Consider the following 18,558-nt stretch of genomic DNA (forward strand, 5'->3'; position numbering starts at 1 on the left):
AATGGGCGCGTGATCGAACAAGCGGACGCGCACGACGACACACCCGATCCCGGATCGCCGCGCCTCGACGACCAGTTGTGCTTCGCGCTGTACGCGGCCCAGCGCGCGGTGACCGCCGCCTACCGTCCGCTCCTGGAGGAGCTGGGGCTCACCTACCCGCAGTACCTCGTGCTGCTGGTCCTGTGGGAGCGCGGCGAGATGACCGTGAAGGAGCTGGGCACCGCCCTGTGCCTCGACTACGGCACGGTGTCGCCGCTGCTCAAGCGGCTGGAGGCGGCGGGACTCGTCCGCCGGGAGCGGTCGGTGCTGGACGAGCGGTCGGTGTCCGTCGGTGTCACCGGGCGGGGCGCTGAACTCCGGGAGCGCGCGGCGCTCGTACCGGGCGCGCTGCTCGCGGCGACGGAGCTGAGCGGGGGCGAGGTCGCCCGGCTGCGGGGCGACCTGCGGGAGCTGGCGGAGCGGGCACAGGGGGCGGCCGACCGGGCGCGTTCGACCTGAGCCGGTCACTGACCTGAGGTTACCCACGGTTGCTACCCCCGGGTAAGAGATACATCCCTACCAGCCGGTACCTTGTGCACGATGTAGTTGCGGTATTCGCAGTATCTACACATGCTCCTGTTGTCCGCTTTGGTGGAGGTTCTGCCGTGACTGACGCCGGTATCGACGTCGAGGCCCGTACCGAGGCCGGTAGCGAGGCCCACGCCGACGCGCATCCGGACACCCGTCCCACGAAGATCATGTACGTCGCCGAGGCCACCGCCCACGGCGGCCGGGACGGCGATGTCACCAGCCAGGACGGCCAGATCGCGCTGAAAGTGGCGATGCCGCCACAGCTGGGCGGCGACGGCAACGGCACCAACCCGGAGCAGCTGTTCGCGGCCGGTTACAGCTCCTGCTTCCACAACGCGCTGGTCCTGGTCGGCCGCCGCGAGGGCTACGACCTGACCGGCTCCACGGTCGCCGCGAAGGTCGGCATCGGCCCCAACAAGCAGCGCGGCTACGGCCTCGCGGTCGCCCTGAGCGTCTCGCTGCCGATCCTCGACCAGGACATCGCGGCCAAACTGGTGGACGCGGCGCACATGGTCTGCCCGTACTCGAACGCCACCCGCGGCAACATCGATGTGACGATCATCCTGGGCTGATCCTCCCGGTTTCCTTCTGGGCCGAGGAATCGAGAGCGGGTAGGTGCGCGTTACATCGGCGTGGACCTGGTGGACTTGAACGTAGACGTGAACGTGGACGTGAACGGCGTGGTGACCGAGGGCTTCGAGCCGGTCAGAGACGCGTTCGTACGGAACTTCGCGACCGGCGGCGAGCGCGGCGCCGCCGTGACCGTGTACCAGGACGGGCACCGGGTCGTGGACCTGTGGGCCGGGGTACGGGACTTCGACAAGGACAAGGACGAGGACGCGGACGTCGAGTCCGGGTCCGGGTCCGGGTCCGGGTCCGGGTCCGGGTCCGGGTCTGCGCCCTGGGAGCACGGCACCGCGCAGATCGTGCGCTCGGCGACGAAGGGTGTCGCCGCCGCCGTACTCCTGATGCTGGCCGAGCGCGGTGAGCTGGACCTGGACGCTCCCGTGGGCGAGTACTGGCCGGAGTTCAAGGCGGCGGGCAAGGAACGCACCCTCGTACGGCACCTGCTCTCGCACCGCGCGGGCGTCCCCGTACTCGACCGGCCCCTCACGCCGGCGCAGGCGGCCGACCCCGCCCTCGGTGCCGCGGCGGTCGCGGCCCAGGCGCCGGCCTGGGCGCCGGGGACGGACCACGGGTACCACGCCCAGACGTACAGCTGGCTGACGGGCGAGCTCGTACGCCGGGTCAGCGGGCGCCCGATCGGCGACTGGGTCGCCACCGAGATCGCCGGGCCGGCCGGCCTCGACCTGTGGATCGGGCTGCCGGAGGCGGTGGCCGAGGCGGGGCGCGTGGGCCGGGTGGGCCGGGCCCGGACACCGGAGACGGCGGGCCCGGGCCTCAGAACGCGCCCCAAACGGTCCGTCGCCGACGCCTACGCCGACCCGGACTCCCTCACCAGCCGCGCCTTCGCCGCGATCACCCCGCTCCCGGACGAGAACGACCCCGCGTACCGGGCCGCCGCCCTCCCCGCCTCCAACGGCATTGCCACGGCCGACGGACTCGCCCGCTTCTACGCCTCCCTGATCGGCCAGGTCGACGGCGGGACCCGCCTGTTCACCCCGGCGACGGTCGAGCTGGCCCGGCGCGAGCAGTCGGCGGGCCCGGACCGCGTCCTGGTCATCGGCACCCGCTTCGGCCTCGGCTACATGCTGCACGGCAGCGCCTCACCGCTCCTGACCCCCGGCTCCTTCGGCCACCCGGGCAGAGGCGGCGCGCTGGGCTTCGCCGACCCCGACTCGGGCATCGCGTTCGGGTACGTGACGAACGGCTTCCGCAAGAGCGTGACGGCGGACGCACGGGCGCAGGCGTTGGTACGGGCGGTGCGGGAAGCCCAGGAGGGGCGGGAGACATAGGAGGCGCGGGAGGCATAGGAGGCGCGGGAGGCATAGGGGGTGGTGCGGGTAATGGGGATGGTGGGGCTGCAGAGCGGGCGTGGCGCCCGTTGTGTGACGTTCGTCGCGATCGCCCCGGGTGAGGGATGCGCGCGCGCCCTCAGTCGTACGCTTCAAGAACCCCCGCACCGACCGCACCGACGTCAAGGAGTTGTCGTGCCCCATACCTCCGGCCGCCCCCGTCCCCACGGCGGCCGTTAACGGGCCACGGGCACGTTCCGATCATGCGCTGCTGTCTCTCCGCTCCCCTCGCCGCCCTGGCGGCGTTCCCCGCTCCCCGCGACCTCGTCCGATCCGGCGCGCTGCTCACGCCCGCCGTACTCCGGTCCGCGCTCGCCGCGCGCCAGGAACGCGTCACGCGCGCCGACGTCGTGACGGCCCTCCACCTGGAGCTGGTCACGCTCACCGAGGACCGCGCCGTCATCACCTGGTACACGGTCGTGCCCGGCACCGACGACGGCTTCGGGCACCTGGTCCCCGCGGTCACCGAGGGCGAGGTCGTGTACGGCACCCACCCGGCCCACCTCGACCGCACGGCGTCGGAGGGCCGGCCGACCGCCCACCACTACGTCGAGCTGACGGACCTGGAACCGGGCCAGACGTACTACTACCAGGCCCGTTCACGCGGCCGGGCGGCCACACCGACCCCCCTGCACCTGGTGCGCGGCAACGCGGTGGGCACCTCGCTGCACGGCCTGGGCTCGCACGGCGGCCCCTACTCCTTCACGACCCCCCAGCCGCCCCCCGGCCGCCATCTCCTCTCCATCGCCCTCTGCAACGACCTGCACCTCGGCGAGACCACGGCGGGCCGGGTGGCGGGCGTACCGATGCTGCGCGGGGTCTCGCAGCGACCCGGCCTCGACCCGTACCCGGAGATCATGAGCCGGGCGATGGTCGAGGAGGCCCACCGGCGCGGGGCGGACGTCCTGCTGGCGGCCGGGGACATCTCGGCGGCCGGCGCACCCCGGGACCTGGCCGAGGCCCGCCGCATCCTGGACGGCTTCGGCACCCACGGACGGGACTACTTCGTCGTACGGGGCAACCACGACCGCCCCAGGCACCCCGACGACTCCTTCCGCGACGGATTCCTGGGCGGCGCCGACGGCCCCGGTTACTTCGCGCGCGACCTGGGCGGCCTGCGCCTGATCGGCCTGGACACCTACGAGAAGAACGGCAACGGCGGCGACGCGGGCGGACTGAGTGCAGAGCAACTGGCTTGGCTCCAGACCGACTTGAGGCGTGACCGGGACCAGCCGACCGTCGTCTTCGGCCATCACCCGCTCACCACACGGGACTCGGTCTTCCCCATGGGCCGAGGCCAGCGCCTCGACCGCGGCCAGGCCCGCTCGATCGTCGACGCCTACGCCACCTCCCCCGGCGTCTTCCTCCACCACGCGGGCCACACCCACCGCAACAAACGCACGGTCCTGACGGGCGCACCGCACGTCACCCAGCAGGAGGTCAGCGCGGTCAAGGACTACCCGGGCGGCTTCTGCCTCCTGCGCGTCCACACCGGCGGCTACGCCCTCAACTACTACAAGAACAGCAGCGTCCCGGCCCGCGCCTGGGTCGAACGCAGCCGCCTCACGGCAGGCGGCCTCTGGCCCCACCACGCCCTCGGCCGCTCGGTGACCGACCGCAACAGCATGCGCCTCCACGACCTGTCGGGCGTACGTGCTTACATGCGCGGATGACAAACACGACAGGCGCGGCAGACACGGCAAGCTCAGCAAGCAACAGCCCTGCCGACACAGCCCGGTTCCGCGTCCGCCCCCGCACGGAGGCCGACCTCGACGCCTGCGTGCGCATACTGGCGACGATCCACGAGCAGAACGCATACCCCCTCAACTGGCCCAGCGACCCGGCCGGTTGGCTGACCCCGCGCTCACTCCTCGCCGTGTGGGTGGCGGAGGGGGACGACGGCGAGGGGGTCATCGGCCACGTCGTCCTGTCCCGCAGCGATGCGGGCAACGCGGCGGCGGCCCTCTGGAGCGACGGCCCCACCGCCGTGATCAACCGCCTGTACGTCGATCCGGCGGCCCGGGGCAGAGGAGTCGGCGCGGCGCTGATGACCCGGGCGACGGCAGAGGCGAAGTCCCGCGCCCTGCACCCGGTACTGGACGTGGCGTCGACAGCCCCGGCAGCGGCGGCCCTGTACGAGCGCCTGGGCTGGACGCTGCTGGCGGCGGAGGTGGAGCAGGAGTGGCTGCCGGGCCAGTGGGTGAAGCTCCGCAGTTACGCGGCCCCGACGTCCTGAGCGAGCGCCCGCCGGAATCGCGGGCACCCACCGGGCGTTGGCCCGGTATGACCTCCGACCAGCGCACGATCACCAACCCGCCAGCCCTGCACGACCCGACGCCCTTCGGCTACAGCCACGCGGTGTCGGCGCCAGGCGAGACCGTGTACATCGGCGGCCAGTACGCGTCCGACGCCACCGGCGCTCCCGTCCCCGGCGACTTCGCGGCTCAGGTGGACCTCGCCTTCGACCGGCTGCGCTCCGCGCTCGAAGGAGTCGGCCTCGGCTACGAACACGTGGTGCGGCTCGGCACGTTCATCGTCGACCACGACCTCGACAAGCTGGAGACCCTCGGCAAGGCGCTGCACGCCCGCTTCGGCGACCGACTCCCGGCGCAGACGCTCAGCGGTGTCGCCTCGCTGGCCCTGCCGGGGATGCTCTTCGAGGTGGACGCGGTGGCGGTACGCCCTTAGTTCCGGGCTGCGCACAACCCGGAACCAAGGGCATCCTCAGCATCGCCCGACAGACGCACTATCGCGGTGCGATGGCTTTGAGCCAGTCCTCGACGGTGACGACATCCGCCCACTGCGGGAACAGCTTCTCGGTGAGCATCGTGTGCACCTCGGGGTCGGTGTCGAGGCAACCGTCCGCCAGGACGGTGAGACCGAAGTCCAGATCGATGGCGTGCCACAGGGTGGAGAGCACCACGGCGCTGGTGGCAATGCCGGTAAGAACAAGGCTGTCGATGTCGCGAGCCCTGAGTACCAGGTCGAGGTCGCTGCCCGAGAACGCGCTGCCCCGCCTCTTGGTGACCACCACGTCGCCCTGCTGGGGCGCAATGTCGTCATGGATCTCGGCGCCAGGGGCCCCCTCGGTGAACATTCCGGACCGCACGGCGTTCGCCATCGCCCTGTTGCGGGGGCTGACCTCCGGATCACCCGGCCGTAAGCCCATCCGCACGTAGATCACGGGGATGCCGGCAGCCCGCGCACCGTCGATCGCTCCGCGCAGGCGCGGCAGATATCCGGAACCGTCGTCGGCGATGGCCACGACGTCCCGTTGGACGTCCATCACCAGAAGCGCGCTGTTCGCCATGCTTGCCGTCCCTTCCTCGTTGGGAATTCCGATGGGAGTTCCCAACGGAATTCCATGGGGAAACAAGAGCAAGTCTCGTGGATCAACCCGGCCGCGGTGGAGGTTTCCCCTACCCGGCGTGCAGCATCAGCCCGATCCCTACGACGAGCAGCCCGGCCGCGGCGATCCTCGGCGCCCCGAACCGCTCCTTGAAGAACACGGCGCCGATGGCCGCGCCGACGATGATCGATGTCATACGTTGCTCATACAGTAATTGGCATGAGTCGATCAAAGTTAGCGAGGGCCGCCATCACTCCAGGCGAGCCCGCCGCCATCTACTGCCGCATCTCGCACACCAGGGACGAGGACCAGACCGGAGTCGACCGGCAGGAACGCATCTGCCGAGAGATCGCCGAACGGCTTCAACTCCGCGTCGAGTCGGCCCACATCTACGTGGACAACAACCGTTCGGCATGGCAGCGCAACCGCAAGCGGCCGGGTTGGGAAGAGATGCTGAAGACGATGGGGGACGGAGAGATCCGGCACGTCATCGTGTACCACCCGGACCGCCTGATGAGGCAGCCCAAGGACCTGGAAGAGCTGCTGTCCATAGCCGACGACAAGCGCATCCTGCTGCACGGCGAGGCGAACCGACGCGATCTGTCGGACCCCGACGACCGGTTCATCCTCCGTATTGAGGTTGCCCACGCGTGCCGTTCTTCTGACGACACGTCACGGCGCCTGATCGACGCGCTGAAGGACAAGGCCCGGGAGGGCAAGCCGCACGTCGGCAATCGCCCGTACGGCTACACCCCCGACGGCCGCGCGATCATCGAGGAGGAGGCGGAGATCGTTCGAGAGGTCTTCCGCCGCTACCTTGACGGCGAGTCGCCGACCCGGATCGCCCAGGAACTCAAAGCACGTTCGATCGTCTCGTCCAAGGGCAATACATGGCAGCCCCAGAACGTCCGCCATCTGCTGGCGTCGACCTTCGTGGCTGGCATTCGGATGCACAAGGGCGAAGAGGTGGGGGTGGGGACCTGGCCCGCCATCATCGACCGAGGGCAGTGGGACGAAGTGCAGCGGTTCAGCCAGTACAGGGCCGAGCGCTCCCGGGAGAGTCAGAAGCGGCCGAACCGACGTTACCTTCTGCGTGGTGTCGCTACGTGCGCTTGTGGGATGCGCATGGGCGGCACGAACAGTGTCCGATACGCCTACTACCGCTGTACCCGCGCTGGCAACGTCGGCCCGGAGAGGTGCAATCGCTCGATCGTGGCCGAGCCCCTCGAAGCGTTCGTGCGGGACGTGGCGATCAAGGTGCTCACCAAGCTGGACACCACCGGGCACGAACCCCCAACGACCGTACGGCCCGAAGCCGACGTCGAAGCGGACGAGAAGGACCGGGCGAAGCTGCATGAGTTGAAAGAACTGTGGCTCAACGATGACGACTTCACGACCGCCGACTTCCAGGCCATGCGTGCGCCGGTCCTCAAGCGGATGAAGGAGCGCCAGCGCAGGACCGTGAAGCGACCGGTCGTCATCCTGAAGGGGATCGCAGGACCGGAAGCCGAGGCGAACTGGGAGCGATTGGAGCAGGAGGAGGACTACGCGCGCATGAACGCGATCTACCGGTTCCTCTTCTCTGCCGTGGTGGTACGCCCACCGACGAGGAAGGGCAGGGGGTTCGACACCGAGCGGGTGGACATCCAGCCGAACCCGCTCGACTAGGTAGGCGCCTCACCTCTTTGGCCAAGCAAACATGCTGATGATGAGGGCCAAAAGGGCGAGGAGGAGCGTGAGAGCACGCCCGAAGGCCGCACCCCCTCGCAGAATTGAGGTGGGCATGCTCGCGCCATCGAGGAGCGCCAAGAGCCAGGCTCCAGTTCCAATCAGTAACGCCAGAAGGATCACGGTCGCGAGAGATAGCGCGAGCAGCGCCACTGAGGTGAGCGACGGTTGCATTGTGCTCCCTTTCCACGATCAGCTAGGTCGTGGATGAGCCTCACGGATTCCACGTTCAAATCCGTTCAACCTGTAGGATAATGAATGGTGTTGAACGTGAGGGGGATCTATGACACTGGTAGCAGCAGAGGCCGACCGCCGGGATCCACTCGCCCGACTCAAGGAAATCCTGCGTCGCGGTCGCCTGAAGAAGCAGCTCACGGTGAAGACCTTGGCGCATCGGGCTGGGTTGGGGTATGTGACCGTTAGCAAAGCCCTCAACGAGGGCCTTCCGAGCGAAGCGACCATCTACGCTCTCGCTAAGGTCCTGGCCATAGACCCCGCTCCACTTATCGAACTGAGGTCTCTGGCTGTAACAGTAACGGAGCCCCCACCTCCCCCTGTCCCACCGGACACCAGGAAATGCGATCCGGTCACGCCAGCTCAACGGGACGCGCTTCGCGCCAACCGCAATGATCAACTCATCAAGGCCCTCGAACGAGTAGGAGGAATTCAGAGGTGCACAGTCTTCCAATTAGAAGATCACACGGACAACGGATACCTGCTATACGTCACGTTCGATACTGATCGACTCGGCGCCGCTTCGGTCTTGCAGGCCATCCGATCCAAGTTCGAACAACTGTTCCCAGAGATCCCGTATTGGGGCGAACTTAAATCTGAATCGGAAACCGCAGTAGGGTTTGCTTACACCTATATCGATCCACACAACATGCTCTTCCAGGACTAGACCACTCAGATCCTTATAGACTCTTCCGTGACGGGCCGAGGAGCCGCACGAGTCGTGCAGCGCTCTTCGGCCCGATCCGTGTAGGGAACTTGGCCGCCTGCCGCTCGACAGCCCGAGCCCACTGCTCGCTATGGCGTCTCGTCACCGGCGTACCTCACGCTCTTCGCGTGCGACCTCGCGGTTTGTGGCGAGGTCTTCGGCGATGCCAGCCGCGATTAGAGCCGCGCCGGGGGTGTGACCCGAGCCGACATAACGCCAGTTGACGTCCGTGATCGTGCCGGGGATGCCGCTGCGGCCGACGTGGTGGGCGCGTTGGGCGCGCAGCGCGGCGTAGGTGGTGGAGTAGGCGCGGGATTTGGTGAGGATGTGGCCGCGGTAGCCGAGGGTGTGGGCCCAGGCTCGGAGGCGGAGCGGCTCGTACTCGGGGAGGCCGCCGAGGCGCCAGCACGCCCACATGAGGGTTCGGACGTGCTCGGTGACGGGTGCGGAGGCGATGTCGCCCCAGGTGGTGATGGGGTGGTCGGTGCCGGCGCCTGTCTCGCTCGCGCCTTTGGTGACGTACTTGGCGACGTACGCGGCCACGGCGTCATCGTCGGGTCCGTCGCCGTCGGTGTGCAGTTGCCGGGCGTCGACCTGGACGCCCCAGCGCAGGGCCAGTTCGCCCACGGCCGGGCTGTATGGGGTGCGGACCAGGACGCGTCGGGCGGAGGCGCGTACGGCGTCGATGAGGAGTTGCGCCGTGCCCCAGGGCGGGGGTTGGTCGTCGGGTCCGTTCGGGCCGTCGAGGCGGACGACGGCGTGCACGTGGACGGCCGCGCGTTTCTGGTATTCGGCGACGCGGGCGAAGGAGAGCCGGGCGTGGTCGGCGAAGTGGGACTGGACGAGGCCTGCCGAGGTGGCGAGGCGGCGGCGGACGTCTATGACGAACCGGTCCCACAGCTTGGAGGCGTGCGCGTGCCACAGCACGTGGCCGGTGTAGTCGTAGCAGTCGGCGCACAGGGGTTGGCCGATGACAGGAGCGTCCGGGGCGTGGACGGCGCCGCAGCCGAGGGGACGACCGTGTGCGCAGGTTCCGCCGTCGCGACGGGGGCGGCAACGGCCTTCCCCGGCACGGTGGACGGGTCCGAAGGAGGGCGCGGTGAGGGTGATGAAGAGTCGGGGGCGGTTGCGGATGGTGGTGGGGATGTTCTTGCCGCCAAGGAGGCCCGCGCGGACGAGGTGGTAGGTGTCGCCCGCGTGCAGTCGTGAGCAGGGGGCGCAGACAGTCACGCGTCGGTTGCGGCAGCGGACGGAGAGGCGTTCGCCGGGTTCGGTACGGGTGTCGTAGTGGCGGAGGATCTCGCCGGTTGTCGCGTCCAGAGTCGTTGTCGACCCGGACAGGTGGACGGGGTGGGTGCAGCCGCCGGTTGCGGTGATCTGCTCCAGCCAGCGGGCGAATTGGGGGTGTTGGGCGATGTGGAGTGCGTCTCGGTCTGTTTCGGGGAGTTGGCGCAGGCGCGCCGTGCGGTCGAGGACGGCGCGCCTGTCGGCCGGGGTGATGTGTTCCGGGGTGATGGTGGTGACCTTCCGGGGTGAGCCGCCGCAGCGGCACGGATGAGGATGGATGGCGCGGTGTGGGTCATGGGGATCACTCCTTGTGCGGTCGGCGGGGTGGTGAGGTTCAGCGGATGGTTCCGGTGCCCCGGCAGACGCGGCAGCGGCGTAGTCGTCCGGTCCAGGTCTTGCGTGCTCCGTCGCCCTTGCAGACGGTGCATCTCACGCGGCGCATAGGCATGGCGTACGTCCCTTTCTGCTGTGTCTAGAAGTGGGAGAAGCCGCTGAGGACCCAGGTGACGAAGCCGTTGATGGTGAGGCTGACGGGGGTCTGGCCGAGGTAGAGGCCGAACAGGGCGATGCAGACGGCTTCCCAGGCGCGGACGTCGCGGGAGCGGACGAGGAGGAAGGTGATGATCCCGAAGACCACGACGAGGGACACGGCGGCACCTGTGCTGATCATTGGGAGTCTCCTTCGAGAGCGGTGAGAGCGCGGGTGACGGTGGGCAGTTCGGGCACCAGGCCCGCGTGCTTACGGGTGATCGCGATGGCTTCTTGGGTGGGGGTGAGGTGGGAGCGGGCGCGGTTCCAGCCGCCGTCAGGACCCGTACAGACGGCCACGCCCTGTTCCTGGGCGGTGATCGACTGAGCTATGGCCACGGCGTCTTTGTTGAGGTCGCCGAGGATCATTTCGGCGGTGCCGGGGTCGTTGACCCGGTGGCAGATGCGTCCGCCGAGCTGTGCCCGCAGTGCGGTGACGCCGGGGCCGAGGTCGGAGCCGACTCGCTGTCCGGCGACGACGAGGTGGATGCCGAGCGCGGCCCCGAGTTGCGCCAGTCGCAGGAGGAGGGTGGAGCACTGTTCGGCTTCTGCTTTGCTCTCGCGTCTGCCGTCGGACAGGTAGAGTTCCGCGATCTCGTCGACGATCACCACGACTGGTACGGGCCGGAATCTGACGGGCAGTTCCCAGATGGAGCGGGCGCCGGCCGTGCGGCAGACGCTCATCCGGTCCTGCATGTCGACCACCAGCGCGGCGAGCACCGCGACCGCCTCACGGCGGGAGGTCGCCAGTGCGCTGAGCCGGTCGGTGAACAGGCCGAGTTCCATGCCGCCCTTGCAGTCGATGCCGACCAGGGCGACGTGCTGCGGGGCGAGTTGGGTGATCAGCCGCGCCAGCAGGGTGGACTTGCCCGACCGGGTGGCCCCGGCGATCAGCCAGTGCGGCACCACCAGAAGATCCATCACCCACGCGCCCCCGCTCTCCAACACCCCGATCAGTGCGGACAGGAGTGCCGGCGGGGCGGTAGCGAGGCCGGGGCGTTGCAGCGGATCGGTGGCCGTTGCCGTCAGCAGCGCCAGCCCCCGTTCCGGTGAGGTGACCCGGACCGCGTGGACCTTCCATGCGTGTACGAGGGCATCGGCCGCCTTGAGGTACATGGCGGGGGTCTGGCCCGCGTGCAGCCGCACGATCACGCTCAGCCCGGCACGCGTCGGGCGGGGGAACGAGATCTTCGGTGCGACCGGCCGCAGTGGATCGCCCTTGACGACCAGGTCACCGAGGAGCCCTCGCGAAGGACGGCGGGACACGGCGAGGTCGGTGAGCATCGCGATCTTGCGCCAGGTGAACACCACCCGCCATGCAGCGGCCGGGTATCCGGCGAGGTACCAGTGCCAGACCGGGCAGTGACGCCGCAGCAGATCACCGCCGCCGAGCACCCAGACGAGAAGGGCCAGCCCGAGGGTGAGGGCGATGATGCCGGTCATCACGCGCCACCGGCCTTTAAGGCGCCGGTGATGGGGGTGATGGCGTCGGCGCGGAAGCTGACGCCGTGCCGGTCGCCCATCGCCCACATGAACGCGGTGAGCCCGGTGACCTTGAGGATCATGCCTTCCTCGATGCCTTTGGGTTCGCCGGTGACGGCGATCTCGATGACGGAGATGCGCCGCCGGTCCTGGCGCACGGTGACGGCGACGGTGTAGACGAGGTTGCCGTCCCGGTCCTTCTTGATCTCCTGTGTCTCCTGGTTGCTGATCTTTGCTTCGGGGGCGATGGCGCAGCGCAGTACGCCGAGCCGCCCGGTGTCCACGGGAATGGACTGCATGCCTGTGGCCTCCTGGCCGATTGGGGACGCCTGACATATTCAGACGTCACTTGTCCTTACGAGTGATGACTATGAAGTGTTGTACGGCGGGGATGCAAGTACTTATGCTGACGAGTGATGTCGCGCGTGCGACGTGACTACGACCTGAACCCGGAGATGCCGCCATGTCGGAGATCCAGCGCCCCGGAGCCCTCTACCAGCAGGTGGCCGCCGCCATCCGGGAAGCGATCCTGTCGGGTGAGTTCGCGCCCGATGCCCTGCTTCCGTCCGAGGCGCAGCTCATGGCCCGCTACGGCGTATCGCGCCCCACCGTCCGCAATGCGATTGCCGCCCTGCGAGCGGAAGGCCTGGTCGACGTCCGCCACGGCAAAGGCAGCTTCGTCCGCTCCGCCGGACAGCCCGCCCTCACTCTCGAACGCCGCATCACCCGCACCGCCGACGGCACGTTCGTGATGCCAGGCGGCGACGTGTGGGACGAGGCTGAAGAGCCGAGCACCTACCGCACCCGCACCACGAAGGACACCGGCCGACTCCTCCAACTCGGTGCGGAAGAAGCTCTGTTCGGATGCGACCGTCTCCTGATCGACCCAAGTTCCGGGACACGCGCCATGCACCGCACGCTGATCCCCTTCACGACCGCCGAAGGCATCCCGGTGCTCGCCGAGGAGCCGTCCACGCGACCGGCAGCGATCTACGGTCTGCTCACCCAGGACGGGCACAAGCTGACGTGGTCCGAGACGGTCCGCGCCCGCATGCCGCTTCCCGACGAGCGGACTACGCTCCGCCTGCCGGACGCGACCCCGGTCCTGCACCTGGCCCGTGTCACGCACTCCGCCGACGGCCGCCCGCTGATCCTCGAAGAGCTGCGCACCGGGGCGGACCGTGCCGAACTCGCCTACCGGATCACCGCCGACAAGCAGCCCACCCGACGCGCCCGCGCCTGAGCGACAACGGCCATCGGTCGAAACAGCCTTCACTTCCTCAAGGGCGCGCCTGCGGCGCGCCGGGGCGCCCGGCCGCCCCGGCCGGGCGTGCGGCGTGGCCGCCGATCCCGTCCAGGCGCCAGCCGCCCCACACCGCAGCACGCCAGGGGAGTTGAGGCGCCGACCGGCAGTGGTGGGCCGGGGCGTGGTGGGCTGGTGGTCGACGGCCTCCGAGACTTTAGGCAGCCACCATGGGGCGAGCCTCGAAGAACAGGGGGCCGATCGGGCTATTGCGGGCAGCTCCAAGGACTGCCCGATCCGCTGGCGAGCGTAAGGCCCCCTGTTCACTCGCCCCATGGCAGCTCCCGCCCAAAGTCTCTGCGGCCGGCGACGTGCCCACCCGCACCACTCACCAGCGAGAACGCTCCTCATGCCACACCGTCGCCAGGGTGCGACTCCAGGAGCCAAGCAAGCCGCTCCACCGCGTCCGGCCAGCCCGTCACCCGGACCACGCCGCGCCCGTCCTCATTCGTCGAGGCGACAGCCCGCACCTCCGACAGCTCGAACCCGGCACCGAGGAACGCCCGGTTTAAGCGGTCGGCAGACTCTCGCGCGACCCGCCACGCCGCCAGGTAGTCGACGCCAGGCACCCAGAGCCCGAAGTCCGCACTGGAGTCATCGATGCCGTCGCTCAGCCAGTTCTCGCCAGCGCCAGTCATTGTGTCCACCTCTGTCCTGGTCCAGGTAACTGATCGTCAACTCTCTTTGGTCCAGGGCGGATGCACAGCACAACGACCCCGGTACCATCAGGCACCGGGGGTCGCTGTACTCCCTTCCGGACCACCCCAGTTGCTTCCAGGCGCGGGGGTGGTCCGGTCTTGCGTTTTCGGTTGTGAAGCGCGGCCCCTTGCTACTCGGGTGGGGAACCCGATGACCCAAGCCAAGAGGCCGCGCCCCGTACGCCGGAGGGATGACCCTCCAGCCCCCGGACCGTCACCCGCTCCCGAGAGAGCAAACGAGGACGTGACGGCCCGAAGATCACCACAACGGCTTGCCCCCGGCGCCGTCGGTAAGGTCGAGACGGGCCCACACGGTCTTTCCGCCCTTGTCTTCCGGCGTCCACCAGACCGAGGTGGCCAGCCGCTGAACGATCAGCAGCCCCCGCCCGCTGTCAGGCAGCACAGCCTCAGACAGTTCACCAGCGAGACCAGGGGAGAACGGCTCACCCAAGGGGAGCAACGGCGGAGACGAGTCCTCATCGGTCACGCCGATGAACAGCCACTTCGGCCACAACTTGAACGCCACATCGATACGCCGCACTCCACCGGGCCTGGAAAAACAGCGCTCCGGCACAGCATGGTTGATCACGTTCCCGACCAGCTCCGACACGATCAGCCGGGCATCATCCACTACGTCATGGACCCCCGTGCTCTGAAGGAACGCACCCGTCATGTCACGCGCGAGGCGTGCGGTGTTGCCGAGTTCGGCGAAGAGCGTGAGCGTCAGGTAGTGACCACCGTCGGACAGGTTCGGCGAGATGAACCAGTGAGCGAATGCGTCCAGCTCACTCGCGACGTGCTCACGCTTTCTGGCTTGCTTCGCGGTCATGACACAAACTCACCGTCTCCAGTCGCGTCCGCCGAGACGCTCCCGGCAGGGTGGACCGAGGATGCATCCCCTGTACCGGCTGTCGCTCCCCCCTCTTGGGGACCCCCCTCGTGGGTACACTCGCAAGACGAACGCAGAAGAGAAGACACGTCTGGTCAATCACGATGGGGAAGTGAGATGACCGAAGCAGCGCCGACACCGGCAGCCCTGCCGCCGCACGTGCTGGAACGCGCGGACGTACGGTCGGCAGTCGCCAACCACGACTTCGGCGAAGTCTTCAGACTCGCCCGACTGCACGGCAAGATCAGTTACGCCAAGATCGCCGAAGCCGTCGGCTACAAGCGCGAGCACATCGGCCTCATGGCCCGACCGGAGACCGACGGCAAGGGCACACGCCCACGGATCACCCAGCACCGCAAGATCCTCGAAGTGGTGGACGGGCTACGCATCCCCGGCCCCCTTGCAGGACTCGCCCCACGTCCGTGGGAGCTGGCCCGAAGCGCCAGTGTCTCCGTGCCGCAGGACCCGAGCACCTTGATCACAGAGGCTGGCGCAGGACTCTGGGACATCGCCGAGCTACTACGGCGAACGGAGATGTCCAATATCAACAGCGCAGCCCTGGAGTCGATCGAGCAGGGCATTGATCAACTGGCCCGGGCTTATCCGTATGCAGATGCCGACTACCTGCACGAGCGCACCCGCAACGGCTTGCAGTACGTCACCAAGCAGCTCGAAGGCCGGACGACGCTGCGCCAGCACCGGGAACTCCTGGTCGACGCAGGCTGGCTCTTCCTGCTGAACGCGTGCGTGCAGTACGACCGGGGTCAGCGGGAGGCCGCCAACCTCAGCAAGGCCGCCGCCCTGCGGATCGGCGACGAGGCCGGCCACGGCGAGATCAAAGCATGGGCGTTCGAGATTGACGCGTGGTTCGCCCTCACGCAAAGCCGCTGGCCAGACATGCTTGATGCAGTCGAAGCAGGGCACATTGCCGATCAGACGCACTCCGTCGGCGTGCAGTTGTACGCCCACAAGGCCCGCGCAGCCGCACGCATGGGAGACGCCCGCCTGGTCCGTGACTCCCTGGACGCCGGACGCGCCCGCCTGGACCGGCTACCCCGCCCGGATCACCCCGAACATCACTTCATAATCGACCCGGACAAGTGGGACTTCTACGAGATGGACGCCTACCGCCTCCTCGGAGACGACGAACGCGCCGCCACCCACGCCCGCTCAGTCATCCGCATCAGCACTGGCCCCGACGGAACCGAGATCTCCCCCATGCGCGCCGCAGAGGCCCGCCTCACACTCGGAGTCGCCGCCGCCCGAACCGGCGACATAGAAGAAGCCGTCGCTATGGGCACCACGGCGCTCGAAGCCGACCGCAAGTCGCTGCCGTCCCTGCTTTTAGTCGCTGACGAGCTGGACAAGGAACTTCGTTCCAGATACCCCCGCGAGGCCTCAACACTCCACTTCCATGAGCAGGTCACGGCCATCAAACGAGGCACAGCCAGGCCCGAACTGCCGTTCTGAGCACTATCGCCTACGGGTCAAGTCCCGCTATGGGCGGGAACTGGGCTCGGCTGTCGACAGTAGCCCAAGGCTACGATGCCCGCTCAGAGGACTCCAAAGTGTCGAAATCAAGGTAATTTCCTGAAATCGCTGCAAGGCGCCAGAAGGTCCTTATAGGATCACTCTCCTGTCAGGTGACCGGATCGGCATGCGGTGGAGCTGGGGAAAAGTGCGCATCACCAAGGTAAAGATTACAAACTATCGAGGGCTTGAGTCAGTTGAGATTCCCCTAAGTCGATTTGGTTGCGTTATCGGCGAAAACAACGCAGGAAAGTCCTCGGTTTTCCAGGCGCTGAACACTTTTCTTCGCGGAAGCGCGATGGACGCCTCAGAATTTCTCTCAAAAACCCAATCAGTTCGCGTTCAGGTTTCTTTCTCTGACATTGATGCCGACGACCTCGCCCGGCTCGATTCCCAGCATCGCGCAAAGATCGAGAAAGAGGTTGAAGATGGCTCGTTGACTCTGTTGAGGGTTTACTCTTCACCAGGAAAGGGGGAAATTCGAGTACTGTCCAAAGTGCCACGTGATAGCCGTTTCAGTCAAACGGCTTTAGATGAAACGCTGAAAGTGGGGCTTTCAGCGGAAGAGGTTTCCGCCAACGTGGCGCATACGTATCCGGAAATCCATGCGAAGCTGAACGGTAAGATCACGAAGGCTGCCGTCAGGAGGGAGTTTGAGGAGATCGTATCAAGCCTGCCACCGGAGGAAATGACGGAGGGAGAAGGAAGCAAACTACCCACAGGGATTGATCGGTCCATTTCGGCCCTACTTCCGGATGTTATCTACATCCCGGCGGTCAAAGAGCTTAATGACGAAGTGAAGACGACGGATAGTTCTACCTTTGGCAAGCTACTTGGGTTGCTTTTTGGACAGATTGAACATCAGATGCCCAACCTTCAGAAATCCTTTGACGACCTGCATCGACATTTGAATGTAGTGATCGATGATCAGGGGAATGAGGACGATCAGCGACTTAAAGAAGTGCGCGATATCGAGAAACTGATCGAGCGCAACCTACAGGAAGCCTTCCCTCGTGCGGATGTGCGGCTCGACATCCCTCCGCCAGCCCTCCGTACGCTTTTGTCAAGTGCTGAAATTTCGATTAATGATGGAGTTCCAGGTCATTTTCGTACGAAGGGCGACGGTCTGCGTCGGTCGGTCACATTCGCTATTCTTCGAGCCTACGTAGACCAGAAGAAGAAGCAGATAAAAGGCCATTCCTCTGCGACAGAGCGTCCGACAGTACTGCTCTTCGAAGAGCCAGAGGTATTTCTGTATCCGCGAGCGCAACGGAAGCTTTTTGATGCTCTCAAATTCTTCTCTCAGTACAATGACGTGCTGGTAACTACCCACTCCTCGGCTTTTTATGGCCCAAGAGAAACGGGCACTTTTGTAAAAATGATCAAGAATCACCAGGTCGACCCACCCGTAAGTCGCGCACACGTAATTGACCTGAGTGATATCGACGCTAGAGATCAGTTTGAGATCATTAAGCACGAGAACAATGAGGCAGCCTTCTTTGCCGATTCAGTTTTCCTGGTGGAAGGTCCGAGTGATTGCCATCTAGTCCCACATGTAGCGAAGACGTTGAACCCAGAATGGGACTTTCAAAAGCACGCTGTGGCAATCGCCAAAGTCGAGGGAAAGGGGAGCATTGCACGGTATCGTGGCTTCTTCGAAAAATTCGAGATGCAAGTCTCTGTGTTGGCTGATCTAGATGCTGTCCTTGAAGGCTTTGATAAGCTCGGGGCTAGTGACCGCTGCGCAGAAATTCGCGGTCGACTGCTTCCCCTCGTTGATAGAGATGCGAAATTGGTGGAAGAGAACCAGATTCGTGGCGAAGTATTGAAGAAGATGAGGAAGAGCGGAGAGGTTCAAGGCCTCTGGCAGCAAGCCACTGACCTGCATTCCGCTTTCGCTAAGAAAGAATGCACATGGGAGGAGCTTAACTCTGCCGTTAGCGCATTCTTTGATCGTGCTAGTTCCCGCACAAAGCGAGCCGTGCTGCGCGATGCAATTTCCGCAGATTTGCGCAAGGCTAAGCTCGAATTGCTGTCTGCCCTGAGGGCGGAGAATATTTTCGTCTGGGAGCGTGGCGCGATCGAGGACTACTACCCTCCATCCGTTTATCTTTCTTCCGGAAATAAGAATGTTCGAGCTCAGCGCTTCTGTGAGAGCTACAACACTGCCGATTCCCTTAGAGGGCTTCCCGCCTTTGCGGACTCCGATAGCTGTGAGTTCGACTTGATCTTTTCCAAATTCTTCGACGATGTTACTGAAAAGTAGGCATTTCGGCGG

Annotated in this window: 18 protein-coding genes and 1 pseudogene; 11 read left to right on the plus strand and 8 right to left on the minus strand. The window is 66.4% G+C overall.

Going from position 1 to position 18,558, the window contains the following annotated elements; genetic code table 11:
• Positions 1 to 9 precede the first annotated feature (9 nt).
• From G3I56_RS17125 to G3I56_RS17150, 6 genes are all read left to right on the plus strand, one after another.
• The gene (locus tag G3I56_RS17125) at positions 10 to 498 is read left to right on the plus strand and encodes a MarR family transcriptional regulator (RefSeq protein ID WP_343239969.1); all 489 of its coding nucleotides are present in this window, start codon (positions 10 to 12) and stop codon (positions 496 to 498) included.
• 239 nt (positions 499 to 737) lie between these two features.
• Positions 738 to 1,142, plus strand: coding sequence for an organic hydroperoxide resistance protein (locus G3I56_RS17130; protein ID WP_203690092.1), 405 nt, complete (start codon positions 738 to 740; stop codon positions 1,140 to 1,142).
• 93 nt (positions 1,143 to 1,235) lie between these two features.
• A complete protein-coding gene (locus G3I56_RS17135; RefSeq protein ID WP_164409908.1) occupies positions 1,236 to 2,486 on the plus strand; it encodes a serine hydrolase domain-containing protein in 1,251 nt (416 codons plus the stop codon).
• A gap of 263 nt (positions 2,487 to 2,749) precedes the next feature.
• A complete protein-coding gene (locus tag G3I56_RS17140) occupies positions 2,750 to 4,219 on the plus strand; it encodes a metallophosphoesterase family protein (RefSeq protein WP_164409842.1) in 1,470 nt (489 codons plus the stop codon).
• Positions 4,216 to 4,782 (plus strand): GNAT family N-acetyltransferase, encoded by a 567-nt coding sequence (locus G3I56_RS17145; RefSeq protein ID WP_164409843.1) that lies wholly within the window; start codon positions 4,216 to 4,218, stop codon positions 4,780 to 4,782. Before G3I56_RS17140 ends, G3I56_RS17145 begins: the two co-directional genes overlap by 4 nt.
• A gap of 47 nt (positions 4,783 to 4,829) precedes the next feature.
• A complete protein-coding gene (locus G3I56_RS17150) occupies positions 4,830 to 5,234 on the plus strand; it encodes a Rid family hydrolase (protein ID WP_164409844.1) in 405 nt (134 codons plus the stop codon).
• A 58-nt stretch (positions 5,235 to 5,292) separates the two neighbouring features.
• Here the strand turns inward: G3I56_RS17150 and G3I56_RS17155 are convergent, their stop codons facing one another.
• Positions 5,293 to 5,856: a cysteine hydrolase gene (locus G3I56_RS17155; RefSeq protein ID WP_164409845.1), complete on the minus strand. Its 564-nt coding sequence runs from the start codon at positions 5,854 to 5,856 to the stop codon at positions 5,293 to 5,295.
• Positions 5,857 to 5,965: 109 nt separating this feature from the next.
• Positions 5,966 to 6,094: pseudogene (locus tag G3I56_RS17160) on the minus strand (EamA family transporter); the annotation flags it as partial.
• A gap of 20 nt (positions 6,095 to 6,114) precedes the next feature.
• Here G3I56_RS17160 and G3I56_RS17165 point away from each other — a divergent pair.
• Together G3I56_RS17165 and G3I56_RS17170 are read left to right on the plus strand one after the other, a co-directional pair.
• A complete protein-coding gene (locus G3I56_RS17165; protein WP_164409846.1) occupies positions 6,115 to 7,563 on the plus strand; it encodes a recombinase family protein in 1,449 nt (482 codons plus the stop codon).
• 343 nt (positions 7,564 to 7,906) lie between these two features.
• Complete coding sequence (locus G3I56_RS17170) at positions 7,907 to 8,524, plus strand: helix-turn-helix transcriptional regulator (RefSeq protein WP_164409847.1); 618 nt, start codon at positions 7,907 to 7,909, stop codon at positions 8,522 to 8,524.
• Positions 8,525 to 8,665: 141 nt separating this feature from the next.
• On the opposite strand, the gene G3I56_RS17175 is transcribed toward G3I56_RS17170, so the two are convergent.
• The 4 genes from G3I56_RS17175 to G3I56_RS17190 form a co-directional block, all read right to left on the minus strand.
• Positions 8,666 to 10,018, minus strand: coding sequence for a replication initiator (locus G3I56_RS17175; protein ID WP_164409909.1), 1,353 nt, complete (start codon positions 10,016 to 10,018; stop codon positions 8,666 to 8,668).
• A gap of 304 nt (positions 10,019 to 10,322) precedes the next feature.
• Positions 10,323 to 10,520, minus strand: a complete 198-nt coding sequence (locus G3I56_RS17180; protein WP_086747616.1) for a hypothetical protein — start codon at positions 10,518 to 10,520, stop codon at positions 10,323 to 10,325.
• A complete protein-coding gene (locus tag G3I56_RS17185) occupies positions 10,517 to 11,821 on the minus strand; it encodes an FtsK/SpoIIIE domain-containing protein (RefSeq protein WP_164409848.1) in 1,305 nt (434 codons plus the stop codon). Before G3I56_RS17185 ends, G3I56_RS17180 begins: the two co-directional genes overlap by 4 nt.
• Positions 11,821 to 12,159, minus strand: coding sequence for a hypothetical protein (locus tag G3I56_RS17190; protein ID WP_164409849.1), 339 nt, complete (start codon positions 12,157 to 12,159; stop codon positions 11,821 to 11,823). The genes G3I56_RS17185 and G3I56_RS17190 overlap by 1 nt, the downstream gene beginning before the upstream one ends.
• A 164-nt stretch (positions 12,160 to 12,323) precedes the next feature.
• Between G3I56_RS17190 and G3I56_RS17195 the strand changes: the two genes are divergently transcribed.
• The gene (locus G3I56_RS17195; RefSeq protein ID WP_164409850.1) at positions 12,324 to 13,103 is read left to right on the plus strand and encodes a GntR family transcriptional regulator; all 780 of its coding nucleotides are present in this window, start codon (positions 12,324 to 12,326) and stop codon (positions 13,101 to 13,103) included.
• Between the two features lie 407 nt (positions 13,104 to 13,510).
• Here the strand turns inward: G3I56_RS17195 and G3I56_RS17200 are convergent, their stop codons facing one another.
• Positions 13,511 to 13,801 (minus strand): hypothetical protein, encoded by a 291-nt coding sequence (locus tag G3I56_RS17200; protein ID WP_203690030.1) that lies wholly within the window; start codon positions 13,799 to 13,801, stop codon positions 13,511 to 13,513.
• 319 nt (positions 13,802 to 14,120) lie between these two features.
• Positions 14,121 to 14,690 (minus strand): ATP-binding protein, encoded by a 570-nt coding sequence (locus G3I56_RS17205; RefSeq protein WP_164409852.1) that lies wholly within the window; start codon positions 14,688 to 14,690, stop codon positions 14,121 to 14,123.
• 177 nt (positions 14,691 to 14,867) lie between these two features.
• Here G3I56_RS17205 and G3I56_RS17210 point away from each other — a divergent pair, with 177 nt between their 5' ends.
• Positions 14,868 to 16,220 carry a tetratricopeptide repeat protein gene (locus G3I56_RS17210; RefSeq protein WP_164409853.1) on the plus strand — a complete coding sequence of 451 codons (1,353 nt, stop codon included), beginning with the start codon at positions 14,868 to 14,870 and terminating at the stop codon, positions 16,218 to 16,220.
• A 208-nt stretch (positions 16,221 to 16,428) separates the two neighbouring features.
• Positions 16,429 to 18,546 (plus strand): AAA family ATPase, encoded by a 2,118-nt coding sequence (locus G3I56_RS17215; protein ID WP_164409854.1) that lies wholly within the window; start codon positions 16,429 to 16,431, stop codon positions 18,544 to 18,546.
• Positions 18,547 to 18,558: the final 12 nt, after the last annotated feature.

Source organism: Streptomyces sp. SID12488 (genome assembly GCF_010548275.1).
Classification (GTDB): domain Bacteria; phylum Actinomycetota; class Actinomycetes; order Streptomycetales; family Streptomycetaceae; genus Streptomyces.

What these genes read in the sequence shown, in the direction of transcription:
- G3I56_RS17130 (WP_203690092.1), top strand. Translation starts at nt 738, where the DNA reads ATGTACGTCGCCGAGGCCACCGCCCACGGCGGCCGGGACGGCGATGTC.
- G3I56_RS17140 (WP_164409842.1), top strand. Translation starts at nt 2,750, where the DNA reads ATGCGCTGCTGTCTCTCCGCTCCCCTCGCCGCCCTGGCGGCGTTCCCC.
- G3I56_RS17145 (WP_164409843.1), top strand. Translation starts at nt 4,216, where the DNA reads ATGACAAACACGACAGGCGCGGCAGACACGGCAAGCTCAGCAAGCAAC.
- G3I56_RS17150 (WP_164409844.1), top strand. Translation starts at nt 4,830, where the DNA reads ATGACCTCCGACCAGCGCACGATCACCAACCCGCCAGCCCTGCACGAC.
- G3I56_RS17155 (WP_164409845.1), bottom strand. Translation starts at nt 5,856, where the DNA reads ATGGCGAACAGCGCGCTTCTGGTGATGGACGTCCAACGGGACGTCGTG.
- G3I56_RS17165 (WP_164409846.1), top strand. Translation starts at nt 6,115, where the DNA reads ATGAGTCGATCAAAGTTAGCGAGGGCCGCCATCACTCCAGGCGAGCCC.
- G3I56_RS17170 (WP_164409847.1), top strand. Translation starts at nt 7,907, where the DNA reads ATGACACTGGTAGCAGCAGAGGCCGACCGCCGGGATCCACTCGCCCGA.
- G3I56_RS17180 (WP_086747616.1), bottom strand. Translation starts at nt 10,520, where the DNA reads ATGATCAGCACAGGTGCCGCCGTGTCCCTCGTCGTGGTCTTCGGGATC.
- G3I56_RS17185 (WP_164409848.1), bottom strand. Translation starts at nt 11,821, where the DNA reads ATGACCGGCATCATCGCCCTCACCCTCGGGCTGGCCCTTCTCGTCTGG.
- G3I56_RS17190 (WP_164409849.1), bottom strand. Translation starts at nt 12,159, where the DNA reads ATGCAGTCCATTCCCGTGGACACCGGGCGGCTCGGCGTACTGCGCTGC.
- G3I56_RS17195 (WP_164409850.1), top strand. Translation starts at nt 12,324, where the DNA reads ATGTCGGAGATCCAGCGCCCCGGAGCCCTCTACCAGCAGGTGGCCGCC.
- G3I56_RS17200 (WP_203690030.1), bottom strand. Translation starts at nt 13,801, where the DNA reads ATGACTGGCGCTGGCGAGAACTGGCTGAGCGACGGCATCGATGACTCC.
- G3I56_RS17205 (WP_164409852.1), bottom strand. Translation starts at nt 14,690, where the DNA reads ATGACCGCGAAGCAAGCCAGAAAGCGTGAGCACGTCGCGAGTGAGCTG.
- G3I56_RS17210 (WP_164409853.1), top strand. Translation starts at nt 14,868, where the DNA reads ATGACCGAAGCAGCGCCGACACCGGCAGCCCTGCCGCCGCACGTGCTG.